This is a genomic window from Agrobacterium sp. NPDC090283 (assembly GCF_044769685.1).
In the GTDB taxonomy this organism is placed as follows: Bacteria; Pseudomonadota; Alphaproteobacteria; order Rhizobiales; family Rhizobiaceae; genus Agrobacterium.
This window is the reverse complement of record NZ_JBIVYG010000004.1, coordinates 1-12779: the sequence shown is the minus strand read 5'-3', so window position 1 is coordinate 12779 and position 12779 is coordinate 1. Positions and strand designations below refer to the sequence as shown.

At 58.2% G+C, this 12779-nt stretch carries 10 protein-coding genes; all 10 read right to left on the bottom strand.

The annotated features are described in order from the left end of the window. Positions 1-55 precede the first annotated feature (55 nt). Positions 56-2860, bottom strand: coding sequence for a hypothetical protein (locus ACIQUH_RS07620; RefSeq protein WP_400813471.1), 2805 nt, complete (start codon positions 2858-2860; stop codon positions 56-58). Further along, positions 2857-3585, bottom strand: coding sequence for a hypothetical protein (locus ACIQUH_RS07615; RefSeq protein WP_400813470.1), 729 nt, complete (start codon positions 3583-3585; stop codon positions 2857-2859). Before ACIQUH_RS07615 ends, ACIQUH_RS07620 begins: the two co-directional genes overlap by 4 nt. A gap of 35 nt (positions 3586-3620) precedes the next feature. After that, positions 3621-4247 (bottom strand): imm11 family protein, encoded by a 627-nt coding sequence (locus ACIQUH_RS07610; protein ID WP_400813468.1) that lies wholly within the window; start codon positions 4245-4247, stop codon positions 3621-3623. 302 nt (positions 4248-4549) lie between these two features. Then, positions 4550-5095 carry a hypothetical protein gene (locus ACIQUH_RS07605; protein WP_400813467.1) on the bottom strand — a complete coding sequence of 182 codons (546 nt, stop codon included), beginning with the start codon at positions 5093-5095 and terminating at the stop codon, positions 4550-4552. Then, complete coding sequence (locus ACIQUH_RS07600) at positions 5092-5808, bottom strand: hypothetical protein (protein WP_400813465.1); 717 nt, start codon at positions 5806-5808, stop codon at positions 5092-5094. The genes ACIQUH_RS07605 and ACIQUH_RS07600 overlap by 4 nt, the downstream gene beginning before the upstream one ends. 80 nt (positions 5809-5888) lie before the next feature. After that, on the bottom strand, positions 5889-6539 hold the full coding sequence (locus ACIQUH_RS07595) for a toxin-activating lysine-acyltransferase (protein WP_400813464.1): 651 nt from the start codon (positions 6537-6539) through the stop codon (positions 5889-5891). Positions 6540-6603: 64 nt separating this feature from the next. Continuing rightward, positions 6604-6879, bottom strand: a complete 276-nt coding sequence (locus ACIQUH_RS07590) for a hypothetical protein (RefSeq protein ID WP_400813463.1) — start codon at positions 6877-6879, stop codon at positions 6604-6606. Positions 6880-6911: 32 nt separating this feature from the next. Beyond that, positions 6912-8372 carry an HlyD family type I secretion periplasmic adaptor subunit gene (locus ACIQUH_RS07585; RefSeq protein WP_400813462.1) on the bottom strand — a complete coding sequence of 487 codons (1461 nt, stop codon included), beginning with the start codon at positions 8370-8372 and terminating at the stop codon, positions 6912-6914. Then, positions 8369-10534 carry a type I secretion system permease/ATPase gene (locus tag ACIQUH_RS07580; RefSeq protein ID WP_400813461.1) on the bottom strand — a complete coding sequence of 722 codons (2166 nt, stop codon included), beginning with the start codon at positions 10532-10534 and terminating at the stop codon, positions 8369-8371. The genes ACIQUH_RS07585 and ACIQUH_RS07580 overlap by 4 nt, the downstream gene beginning before the upstream one ends. Before the next feature lie 253 nt (positions 10535-10787). Then, a complete protein-coding gene (locus tag ACIQUH_RS07575; RefSeq protein ID WP_400813460.1) occupies positions 10788-11834 on the bottom strand; it encodes an AraC family transcriptional regulator in 1047 nt (348 codons plus the stop codon). Positions 11835-12779: the final 945 nt, after the last annotated feature.

Here is a 12779-nt window from a genome sequence, read left to right as displayed (position 1 = left end):
CCTTCACCGCAAGCGCCACCTCGGGCGCGAGCGATATTCCGCAAAAGTTGATTTCTTACGCGGCTTTCGCCAGCCTCTCCTGCCAGACGGCGTGGCCGGCCTCGCCTGCGAATTTCGTGTCGGTGTCGTTTGACATCAGAATGGCATCGAACATGCGGCGGACAGCGCCGCTTTCAAATGTCACGTCTCCAGTGCCTGTGAGCCTTGCGCCCTGCGGCGTTCTTATGTCGATCGCCCGCGCGCCGAGGTCGAGCGACACGATGCCGAGCTGATCGAGCGTCTTCAGTTCGCCTGCATCGGTCACGCCGTCGCGATTATAATCCTGCCAGACGCGCAGTTCCGACCAGAGGATGTCGGCGCGGGTGATTTTTCCATCGCCATTGGCATCGAGTTCGGCCAGCTGCGCATATCCGGACCGGCCGACACCGCCGAACATCTCCGAGATGTCGTCAATTCGGCTATTGCCGTTGAGATCGCGGACAAGGAACCCGTCGTCGCCCTTCAACCAGCCGGTGCGTTCGGCAAAAAGGTCACCGTCTACATCGAAATAGACATTGCCGGTCGCGATCTCGGTCGTCTCGATGCCATCGCCGTCCAGATCGATGATCAGCGGGTCCGTGCCCTCGGCCCATTTCAGGCCCTTGGCGAAGCGCGATACCGCAGCCGCCAGCGTCAGCGCCTGGTCCACGGCGGAAAGCCCGCCGAGCCTGGCTATCGCCGTATAACCGATGGCCCCGACCAACGGGCTGACGATCGCCAGCAGGTTGGCCAGCGGATTGGGCGCCTTGAACACCATGTTGAAGGTGCCTGCAGCGTTGGAACGGAACTGTTGCTGGCCGAGGAAACTGTAGGGAATGTCGATGTTGCGGATTTTCATCCAGCCTTTGAGGATGCCCTCGGCATCCAGCTGCTGCTGCGCCTTGTAGGCCTCGCCGCGCGTCTGTCCGGAAAGCGCCAGAAACAAAATATCGAACTGGTTGGTGATATACATATCCACCTGCCCGTCTTTTTCCCGACGGAAGCCATAGCTCATCCATGGCAGCAGATGGTCGGTATAGATCGAGCGGGCAGCGTCGTATTTGCCGTTTTCGTCCAGGGAACTGAGGAGATTGGCAAGCCCAATGGCGCCGCCCACGGCACCGAAGCCCGTGATGAGGCCACCGAGACCGCCTTCGGCATTGCCACCCGTCATCGGCAGGCCATAAAATTTCAGCACATCGTGCTTCTGGGCATCCATCATCACGGTGTTGGCGGAAAACCAGATGTTGTCGCTGTTCTCTTTGCTGTCCTCAACCCTCAGCCCGGTGGCCGGATCGATGCCGTCGATAGTGTCGCCGTAGATCACGCCGCCGTTGGACCTGTTCCAGATCCAGTCACGGCCTGTGCCGCCGATGGTCGTCGCACGCTCCCCGCCAATCGCGATCACCCAGTCGTTGCCGGAGCCGCCGTCAAGGGTAAGGCTGAGGTCATTTTTGGCATGCTCACTGTCGGGGTTCTTGGGATCGACCGGCTGATTTTTCGCTACGAATTCCGGTGTCCATCCGATCAGGATGTCGTCGCCTGCACCGGCTTTACGCTCTCCCCAGGAGGAAGCCCACATGATGTCGGAGCGCTCCGTGCCCTCGGCGGGATCGAGCGTGAAGCCGAAACCGCCCGTGATGGCGTTGAAGACGGCTTCATAGATGGAAAGCCCTTCCTTGCCCGCCTCGTCGGCCTTTTGGTAGATATTGTCGAATATCGGATCGAAGCTTTCGGGGGAGGCCTTGTAGACGGCGCTGCCCAGCGGCGCACCCGCCAGCGAGCCCACCACGCCGCCAAGCAGGGCGCTGGCGATGATTGGGATGGGGCCTCCAAGGCCCTTCAACCCTGCTCCGGCCGCGAGAACGCCCAGCATCGCACCGGCAGCGCCGCCGCCAGTTTCGAAGATATAGCGCATCCAAAGCTCGTTGGATTCCGCGTTCTTACCCTGCTCGCGCAATTCCGCCGCCTGGGTCGCCGTCATGCTGAAGGTGACAACATCACCGATAAGGCCGAACTTGTGCGCCAGCCCGATAGCCCCGGCCAGAATACCACCCTTGATGGCCATATGCGGATCGGCCGCCCCGGACTGGTAGGTGAGGAAGGAGGAGATTTCCCTGTAGGTTCCTTTGGAGATAGCCTCCAGTTGGCTCTGGTTGAGCCAGCTGTTCTTCAGGTCGTAGTGCTTGTTTTGCACGCTATCGAGGAAGCCGCCGGACAGGTTTCGGCCGGAGCTTTCGAAATTGGTCTTGATCTCCAGATAGTCCTTCGGCGTGATCCTGCCGGAAATCGCCTCGGCGTTCCAGAATTCCACCGTGCCCGCATAGGGCAGCGCGTAGTGGCCTGCCGGAGCCAGTTTCGAAGGAGTATATATGCCCTTGTCGGAAATCAGTTTCTTGACGAAATTCATATCGTCGGTGAGAAGACGGAACTTCGCGTCCGCTCCGATCCCCGCCGCCCGCCGCGCCGCCATCGCGTCGGCATCCTGTCCTTCGATGAAGTTTCTAATGAATTGGTCGCCTACGCCACGCTTGAGGACGCGTTTGGCCTCATCGCGATAAACAAGGTCGCCATCTGCCGCATTATATGGGACGTGGATAGCCCCGCGTGCTTTCGTATTATCCGCGTCGAGCCAGGATTTGAATTGTTTATCGAGGTTGACGGGGATTTTGGCACCACCCTCAATGGCCTTTCTAACTGCGTTCTCCATTTCCTCGACCATAATATCGAGGACAACGACGCGCTTGTTGGTGTTGAACAGCGCATCCCAACCCGCTTGACCGCGCTGCGCGAAGAGATTGATGATGGACGTCGTGTCGATGATCAATAAATTTTCGCTCACAGCGTAATTCCTTTAATGAAAACAGAACCTTCCACAAGATTTACAGCTTCTATGACCGCCTCGATGTCCTCGGGGCTTTTATCGGCACGCCGCAAAATGCCCGCCACCGAGACGACCGTTGCCGGTGGAATGAGCCCGTATTTGCGGAACAGCCTTGCGTTTTCCAGGTCAAGCGGCCCCCACATATCACCCGTCGTCTCCTCCCAGTCGTCGTCGCTATCTTCTGGGTGCACATAGTTGCGAATCTGCTCTCGGATCGTCTCGACGATCCCGGTTTCCTTCTCCCAGGCCATGTATTCCTTGAGTACGGTATGGAACTCCTCGAAACTCATCCGCTGGTCGCGAATGCGATTGTATGACTTTCCATCCGCAAAGCCGCTGACCAAGGTACGCTCGAGAACATAGCTCTTTGCCTGTTCGCTCAATGCGCTTTCGAACACACCCGCCGCGACACGGCGCGCCAACGCCTGCGCGACGGCCTGATAATCCAAACGAACCATAGCGTTGACATCCTCGAAACTATCCGCAAGCCCATGCTGCTCGTAAATCAGCGCCTGTTCCTCGGGCGTGAATTCGCCGCCGATCCCAACGCGGCGAAACGCCGCCGCACAGGCCGGATCGTCCAGCAAACGCTGCGCCCAATCCTGGATTTGCCCGGTCCGCAGCAGGCGCTCGGCCATTTCCTCTTCCGTGGGTTCACCAAGGCCGCTATTCGTCAATCCCATCTCTTTACCTCCGAACAGCCTGCTGAAAATGCGCCTCAGATCACGCGGCATGCATGCAGGAAAAACCCCTTGTCAGCCTTCGCACTCTTGAGTGCTCTGCCCAAGGCGTCGCTGAAGAAGATCGCGTCTCCCATCTGGGGATCAATCCAGAGGTCGGGACCCGAAGACGCCTCCTGGGAAACCGCTATGTCGTTGTCCTTGAGGGTCGCCTTGAGGAACCAACCCTTTTCTCCGTGGCGAATGTAATCTTCGCGCAAAGGAACGGATTCGGCCACCAAAAGCGCTTCTTTGCGATTCCCGAAATTGATGCAGAACCAGTCTCCGCCCACCGGCGTCGCTCGATCCTTCTTCAGCACCTTGACCGGATAAAGCCCGCCGCCGCCAAGATCAAATTGCCGCAGCACATCCGCCGCCGCCTTCGAAACGACCCAGAAACTGCCGGCAAAAAACAGGTGTGGAAGTTTGTAATCAGCTTCTTTGGCATTCAGAGCGCCGTAGATTTCCGAAGGAAAGCATTCAGCTCCCAAAGATTGTCCATCCCGATTTTGACTTCCCCAATTCATAGCCTGCTGTCGCATCTCAGTGTCACTGAAGGAGTGCGTCAAAGGCCGCAGATTGCTGGCGTCTCCTGGTGCTATGCTGATCCAAACGGTGTCGCTCATCATCCAATTCCTTTTCTCTGAATTCATCACAGTTGCGCAACCGCCACCCGAGAGAGCGCTGCACAACAAAAGATCACGATCGCTACCATTGTCGAAAGCCTGCGTGAACGAGCCGTTATACGACACCTGCACCGCAACTGAATACAATATTTAATCTATTGTAAATCGTAAATCGCATGTAATAATAGTAAAAATGAGATTAATTATAATAAATAAATTATTGTATAATAATATATATACCGAGTGCAAAAGTAAATATTTCTAATATACTTGTGAATTCGATGCAGGAAATATCGACCGGCCTAACGTCGAGATAACAGTGCGAACTCAGGCTTGCCCGTCATGATCCCCAATGATGCGCGTCGGCATGACTTGTGACCAAGCGTCCGTCGCACCGCGCCTTTCTGGAATGTCACATTGGCGGTTGCCGTCAGCCTTGCCCCCTGCGGCGTTCGTATGTCGATCGCGCGCGCCGCCATCGCGCCGGCATCCTGTCCTTCGATGAAACTCTTGATGAACTGGTCGCCGGCATCGCGTTTTAGGGCGCGCTCGGGTCCATCGCGGTAAATCGAGTTCCTTGCGGCATTGTATTGTACGTGGATGGCCCCGCGTGCTTTTGTACTCTCTGCTCCGAGCCAGGATTTGAACTGCTCATCTAGGTCAGCAGGAATCCGGGCCTTGTCTTTCTCAATTGAGCTACCGACAGCGCTTTCCAACTCCTCGACCATGATATCGAGCACGACAACGCGCTTATTGGTGTTGAACAGCGCATCCCAGCCCGCCACCCCACGCTGCGCGAAGAGATTGATGATTGCAGCCGTGTCAATGATCAATAAATTTTCGCTCACAGCGTAATTCCTTCAATGAAAACGCTACTATTTTTAAGTTCTATCGCTGCCATCACGGCCGGAATATCGTCGGCACTTTTGTTCGCCCGCCGTAAAATGCCCGCCACAGACACAACTTTTGCAGGGTTGATCAGACCATATTTGCGGAATAGCCGCGCGCTTTCTCGGTAGAGCGGCCGCCACATATCACCCGTCGCCTCTTCCTCGTCGTCGTCGCTGTCTTCAGGGTGCACATAGTTGCGAATTTGCTCAAGGATCGCCTCGACGATCCCGGTTTCCTTCTCCCAAGCCATGTATTCCTTGAGTACGGTATGGAACTCCTCGAAGCTCATCCGCTGATCGTTGATGCGATCGTATAATTTGCCATCCGCAAAGGTGCGCTGGAAGACGTAGTTTTTCGCATTTTCATCGAACGCGCTGTCGAACACACCCGCCGCGACGCGGCGCGCCAACGCCTGCGCGACAGCCTGATAATCCAAACGAAGAATAAGGTTGACGTCCTCGAAACTATCCGCAAGCCCATGCTGTTCGTAAATCAGCGCCTGTTCCTCGGGCGTAAACTCACCGCCGATCCCAACGCGGCGAAACGCCGCCGCACAGGCTGGATCGTCCAGCAAACGCTGCGCCCAATCCTGGATTTGCCCGGTCCGCAGCAGGCGCTCGGCCATTTCCTCTTCCGTGGGTTCACCAAGGCCGCTATTCGTCAATCCCATCTCTTTACCTCCGAACAGCCTGCTGAAAATACGCTTTTATCAAAAAGCTTATTGCGTTGATGAGGGCATCGATGCCCGCTTCAATCGGATGTGCGAGCGGTTTCCTGCTGCGTGGAGACACGCATGCGGTCAAGAACTTCCGGGTCGACGAGTTGTGCGACGATCGGGTGAATCCGCACCGGTCTGTCCTTCACAACCTGCTTGAAATTCGCCAGCACCGCAGTCGCCACCTTCTGCGAAGGTGCGATGACGTCGAGCAGCCAGTGAATGTCGCCGCTGTTCCAGTCCTCGCCTTTCAGCCGCACTGGAAATAGGCGCGCCTGAATCTGCTCCCGGATCTTCGCATCAACCTCGTCTGAAACGCTGGCCCAGATCGCAATGCCGGCGGTTTCCTCAATCTTTCCTTCGCCGCCGGAGCGCGCAATCGCGATGCGGTCCCGGGTCAGAGGCTCGACGACGAGATGCGTCAGGTCCGCAAGGGACTGATGGCGATAGCGGGGCAGATTCAGCATGGCCAGAACCACCTCGCCAAAGCTCGCTTGAATCCTGGTTCGGAATTCCGAGACCTGCGCGATCATGGCAGGATCGAGCGCTCGTTCCTGAGACGGAACGTCACCGCCTGTCTCATTCTCGTCGGGTTCATTTGTCTTGTACAATTCTGCTGCGGTCGCGTTTGCCTTGTCCGATTCACTCATGGTCGCCCCTTCAATGCTGTGGCGGTCGAAGCGCAAATAAGCGGCTTCGACCAACGGATCAAAGACCGATCCGGACTGACATCGAGCCGCATTTGCTGGCTCAAACTGCCAAGGAAATGGCCTTTTGACACTCGGTTCGGGGCATCCAATGATATTCGACGCGCCCGCTCAAGTGTAAATCGAAGACCGGGCGAATATTGTTGCGCGATCTGTCCAGCGGCTTCGCGATCGGTCCGTCCACCGAGTCATTATAGACTTTATTCTTGGCAATATTGGAGGATATCAGGACGGCCGCTCGCTCCCAGTCATCGCCAAGTTGCACCTGCGAAATCGACAGCATGAGTGACGATGCGCTGCTCGCCGATGCCAGACGCATGCGGCGTCGGGTTACCTCGCACCGCGGTGATGTTACCTCTCCCTGCCAGCCTCATCCAGTGACTGGGTGATCGGGGACAGCAGGTACTGGATGATGCGCCGCTCGCCAGTCTTGATCTCCGCCTGCACCGAAAGGCCAGGCCCCAGGGCCTGCTCCACGCCGCGAACACGGATGCTGTTTTGCAAGAGCCGGATACGCGCCGAATAGACGAGGCCGGCCTGGATCGGCCTGCCTTTCTCGTCCCGCTGCGGAGCACCCGATTGCGAGAGGTCGATCGCGTCGCGGCTGATGCTCTCGACGACGCCCGGGATGATGCCGTAATCGGTGAACGGAAACGCCTCCAGCTTGACACGGACCGGCTGCCCTTCGCGCACGAAGCCGGCATCCTTGTTCTGGACTTGCGCCTCGACCTCGATCTCGACGCCGTCAGGCACGATGATCATGAGCGGTTGGGCCGGTTGGACGACCCCGCCGATCGTCGCGACGGCGAGTTGCTGCACCGTGCCGGAGACCGGAGCGCGCAGTTGCAGAAGTTCCCGACGCCGCATGGCCTTGCGCAATTCCTCCGCAGCGAGTTCGGCCTTGTCGCGTCCCTGAACGAGATCCGTCACAGCGGCCTTGCTGAAGCTCTCGCGTAGCTTGCTGATTTCGGCCTCAAGCGCGGACATCGCCGCCCGCGCCTTGGTGGCGTTGGCAAGTTGGACCTCGATGTTCTGGAGATGCTCGATCCGCAACTGCTCGTATTCGAGGAGCTTCAGCTTCGTAAAATTCCCCTGTTGCGTGAGGAACCGGCGCGCCTGGAGCTGCTCGTCCACCAGAGGGAGCGTCTGGCGCAGTTTCGTGATTTCCGCCTCGGCCGAAGTCAACTCGGCTGCTCGCTGCGCGATCTGCTGGCGCAGGCTTGCAATCTGCGCCTCATATTCGGCGATGCTCGCGCGCACAAACTGCGTTTCGACGGAAACCGTCACGGGCGGCGTGCCCTCGGGAGCGACGAAGCCGGCCGGATTGCCGTCAATATAGCTCAAGAGAGCAGCATTGCGCGCTTGGACGATGCGCGAGATCAGGAGGCTCTGGCGCGCCTGGGCCTCGTCGGCTGTCGCGAGTGTCGGATCGAGCTCGACCAGAAGGTCACCCTCACCGACATGCTGCCCGTTCGCGACATGGATCGCGCGTACCGAGCCGATCTCCAGCGGCTGAATGGTCTTCACCTTGCTGGACGGGATGATCTTGCCACTGGCGACGGAAACGACGTCGATCGTGCCAATGATCGACCACACCACTGCGGCCGAGAAGAAGGCGCAGGTCATGAGAAGGAGCATGCGCAGACCCGGGCTCGGCGGCTTCTCCATGATTTCGAGCGCAGCCGGCAGGAATTCGTGATCGGAGATCGGCTGCCGGTTGCGGTCGGCCTCGTTCTGAAGGCCCCAGGATGTGCGCAGGACGGCCCAATGCCGGGCGATCACCGGAAAGCGATCGGCGACCCAGGTGCTCATGCTCCACGCCCCATCTGCTTGTTGTAGAGTTGCGCATAGCGGCCGCCCGAGGCGAGCAGCGTGCCGTGATCGCCGGTTTCCGTGATTTCGCCGGCCTCAACGGTGACGATACGCTTGCATTGGCGCACGGCGGAAAGCCGATGGGCGATGATCATGACGGTGCGGCCGTGCGCGATGCCGGCGAGGTTATGCTGGATAACCTCCTCGCTCTCTGCGTCGAGAGCGCTGGTCGCCTCGTCGAGGATCAGGATACGGGGATTACCGATCAGCGCGCGGGCTATGGCAATGCGCTGGCGCTGCCCGCCCGACAGGTTGCTTCCGCGCTCGTCGATGATGGTGTCGTAGCCGTGCGAGAGCGCGAGGATGAAGTCATGGGCGCCGGCGAGCTGGGCGGCGGCGATGACGCGCTCCATCGGCATCGTCGGATCGGCGAGCGCGATGTTTTCGCGGACGGATCGGTTGAAAAGGATGTTCTCCTGCAGGACCACCCCGATCTGCCGACGCAGCCAGGCGGGATCGACGAGGGCGAGATCGACACCATCGACCATAACCCTTCCCTGCTCGGGCACATAGAGACGCTGCACGAGTTTGGTGAGCGTGGACTTCCCCGACCCTGACGGACCGACGATGCCAATCATCTCGCCGGGCTCGATTGCGAGCGAGACGCCGCGCAGCGCCTCCGGTGCGTCCGGTCGATAACGAAAGCGGACACGGTCAAAGGTGACAGCGCCAAGGATCGGAGGCAGGCTCGCGCGGTTCGGATTATGGTCGGGCTCGGCGGGCGCGTTCAGGACATCGCCGAGCCGATCGACCGAAATACGCACCTGCTGAAAATCCTGCCAAAGCTGCGAGAGCCGCAGGATCGGTTGCGCGACGCGACCGGACAGCATGTTGAAGGCGACGAGCGATCCGACCGAGAGATCGCCGCCTATGACGGCCTTGGCGCCAAAATACAGGATCGCAACGGTTGTCAGCTTCGATACAAGCTGGATGAGGTGGCTGCCCCAGTTTGCGAGCGTCGCGACCTGGAATCCTGTCGTGGTGTACCCGGCGAATTGCCGCTCCCATTTCGCGCGCATCTGCGGCTCGACAGCCATCGCCTTCAGCGTGCCGATGCCTGTGACGCTCTCGACCAGAAAGGACTGGTTTTCGGCGCCGCGTCGGAACTGCTCGTCGAGGCGCGCGCGCAAGGTCGGCGTGATCAGGACCGAGATCGCGACATAGAGCGGGATAGACAGTGTGACAATCAGGGTGAGAAGCGGGCTATAGACATACATCACCGCGAAGAAGATGATCGTGAAAAACAGGTCGATCACGACCGTCACCGCGTTCGAGGTAAGAAACTCCCGGATGCGCTCGAGCTCACGCACGCGGGCGACGCTGTCGCCGACCCGGCGCGCCTCGAAGTAGGAGAGCGGCAGGTTGAGCAGATGACGGAACAGCCGGGCCGAAAGCTCGCTGTCGACGCGATTGGTCGTGTGTGCGAAAAGCCAGTTGCGCAGCGCCGAGAGGCCCGTCTCGAAGGCGAGCACAGCGGCAAGGCCGATCGCGAGCACGTCCAGCGTCGTGAGCGACTGATGGACCAGCACCTTGTCGATGACAAGCTGGAAGAAGATTGGCGATACCAGGCCCATGAGCTGCAAGAAAAAAGAGCCGATCAGGACGTCGCGCAGCGGTCCGCGATACTTCACAAGGGCGGGAATGAACCAGCTAATGTCGAAGGGACGCGCGGCGCCGGCCATCAGCTCGCGCGTCGTCATCAGCAGCAGACGACCGCCATAGCGCTGGCCGAATTCTGCGGCGGACCAGACTTCGGGACGAGAGCCGCTGCCGCGCTGAAGGAGATAGCGCGTTCCCTCGGGCTGCCGATCGACCTTCAGAAGGATGACGAGGTCGCCGTCGATGAGTTCGGCGAGCGCCGGCAGCGGAATTTTATGCAGCTGGGCGAGACTTTCGCGCTTGATCCGCGCGACGATCTTCAGGCGTTTGGCGATGCGCGCCAGGTCTTCGAGCCGATAGCCCTCGCCCGGTTCACCGTGATCGTGGGCGATCTGGGCCGGATCGGCGGGAACGCCGAGGAACTTCGCGACGAGGACAAATGCGAGGAGCGGCTCCGTATCTGTCACAGGAGCTTCCGGCGCGTCGAGAACTGCTGTCATCATGATCGAACGGCCCTACCCAGCCACATTAACCCGGGTCCGGACGAACGGTCGTTTGTGTCGGCCCCGCCCCTCATTGGCGAGATGCAGCCACGAATGCAACAACGACAATTGCCGATCCGCATGGTCGAGTTCATTCGGTTGCGCGAACTGTCCATTGACTGCACATTCTGTCCAGTCGCACTGGATGAAGAAGCCTGCCACAGGTTCGATGTGGCAAGACGCGGACTCCGCGATGGACGATCAGAACCTGACGTCAACATGATTTCGGCCCTTTCCGTTCGACAGAAAGCGGACTGATACCGTAAGCCTCGCGGAAATAGCGGCTGAAACGCCCGGCATTGGAGAAGCCCCATTTGCGGGCGATATCGATGATCGGAATGGCTGGATCCTCCAGGAGATCCTTGCGCGCGTTCTCCAGCCTGATTTGACGCTGGTAGGCGATGATCGACATCCCCGCGAAGCGACGGAAGCCAGCCTGAAGCGAGCGCAGACTGACGCCGGACATTACAGCGAGTTCTGCCCCGCTCGTCGCCGTGTTCGGATTGGCCATAATGAAATCACAAACCAGCTTGACGTGCCGTGGCGCGATTGAGGCGATCGGGTCATGCAGGGCTTTCGAATAGCTGTGCGGCCATACCTCGAGAACCATGTCGAGCAGCATTTCGTGGAGACGCCGGGCCGTGAGTGCGCCGCCACGCAGCGCCCTGCCGAACTCAGCTCCCGTCGCGCAATCGATCAGCGCCTGAAGCATTTGCAGTCCAGGACTGTCGATGTCGACGATGGGCTCAAAAATCGGTTTTTTAACAATGGGATGCCCAAGCAGCGCAGACAATCGTTCGGTGAGTAGCTGCCTCGAGATCGCGGCCGCGCGCCTGGCGAAGTCGCCGGCGAAGGTCATCGAGCGGCAAGCTATACCGTCTACGGCGACAGCCGATTTCGTTGTGCCGTGGATCTGCCCGTTACCCTGATCAAGGATAAGATACCCGTTGGTTGGAAAATAGAAGCAGACGCCGTCGTAGTGCTGCGTCGGGATAAGGGTCCAGTCGCCGGTAAAGCAGGTGCGGCTGAAATCAATTCCAGCGTAGGTGCCGTAGGTTCCGGAGGCGGTTGCGGTTGCGGAATATCGGGAGCCGACGGCAAGGACCTGTACGGGAGGGAAACGCCGCGATAGCTGTGTGGCATAGTCTTCAGCACTCAGGAGATCGAATTTGACCAGGACCAACGCGGAGGCTGGGCAGGCCGAGCCGCAGGGTGCTTGCACTGCCGTCGCGGACACATGGGCGGCGCTCATCGGGTGCATGTGGAGGGATATCGTGTTTCGATCCGTAGGCATGAGAATGGGCATACTCAAAAAAAAAGCGGTTCTAACTGCTTTGACCGCCCACTTCGGGCGGCGGAAATATTGGCCGCCGGCTGAGGAAGCCCACCGGGTGGAGTGGCGGAAAAGCGCCGTTGTGCGGCTCGCGGACAGTCTGTTTGACCGCAAGCGCGCTTGATGAGCGTTAGCCGTACGGCCACAGAATGGGATGGCCAGTGTTCATCTGTCCGACGTCACCAGAATACATCGCTGGCCCGCGACGTTGTGCTGGTGACGTTTTGAGGCAAACTGCGTCGGTTGGATCTAACTGGTCGTACTCTCGCCCATGGATGCCCTTCAGAGCACACCATTGATGATAACCGGAACTGTCTTATCTCAGGCGATGGTACTGCTCAGTCTCGGCAAGCGGCCTCTTTTGTTTCCGTTATTTTATGTATTATCGGGATAATACTTAAATTATTTTCAATCTTTACCATATAAAGAAGGTGATATTTTTCACTAAAGCTTTATTATGCATAAATATTTCTTTCGAAACTTCCGGTCTCATCAGGCTTTAAAAGCGCCGTCCCTTCCAAACACTCTGGTAAATCCGTACTCATTTATAATAAAAATATAAATTAGGCATCATCTTCAAAAGATATTTTACAATTATAATCAATACGACAAATAACTCGAGAACTCAATAGGATTATAGAATATAATATTTTCTTTTACTTTAGATATTCTGTATTGCACCGAAAATTTTATACAGCCGCTATAACAGTCTCGCAGTGCGGAAGCCTAAAATTTAACCGACCCGAACCACTGAGCTTCCTACAGATTTGGTAAAATATGAATAGCCCCGAGTTTCGTAGACACCCTCGGGTTAGATTTTCTGCTGCTTCTCGAACTCGACGGGCGACAGCATCCCGTTCCTGACGTGTTTGC

What these genes read in the sequence shown, in the direction of transcription:
- ACIQUH_RS07615 (WP_400813470.1), bottom strand. Translation starts at nt 3,585, where the DNA reads ATGGGATTGACGAATAGCGGCCTTGGTGAACCCACGGAAGAGGAAATG.
- ACIQUH_RS07610 (WP_400813468.1), bottom strand. Translation starts at nt 4,247, where the DNA reads ATGAGCGACACCGTTTGGATCAGCATAGCACCAGGAGACGCCAGCAAT.
- ACIQUH_RS07600 (WP_400813465.1), bottom strand. Translation starts at nt 5,808, where the DNA reads ATGGGATTGACGAATAGCGGCCTTGGTGAACCCACGGAAGAGGAAATG.
- ACIQUH_RS07590 (WP_400813463.1), bottom strand. Translation starts at nt 6,879, where the DNA reads ATGCGTCTGGCATCGGCGAGCAGCGCATCGTCACTCATGCTGTCGATT.
- ACIQUH_RS07585 (WP_400813462.1), bottom strand. Translation starts at nt 8,372, where the DNA reads ATGAGCACCTGGGTCGCCGATCGCTTTCCGGTGATCGCCCGGCATTGG.
- ACIQUH_RS07580 (WP_400813461.1), bottom strand. Translation starts at nt 10,534, where the DNA reads ATGATGACAGCAGTTCTCGACGCGCCGGAAGCTCCTGTGACAGATACG.
- ACIQUH_RS07575 (WP_400813460.1), bottom strand. Translation starts at nt 11,834, where the DNA reads ATGCACCCGATGAGCGCCGCCCATGTGTCCGCGACGGCAGTGCAAGCA.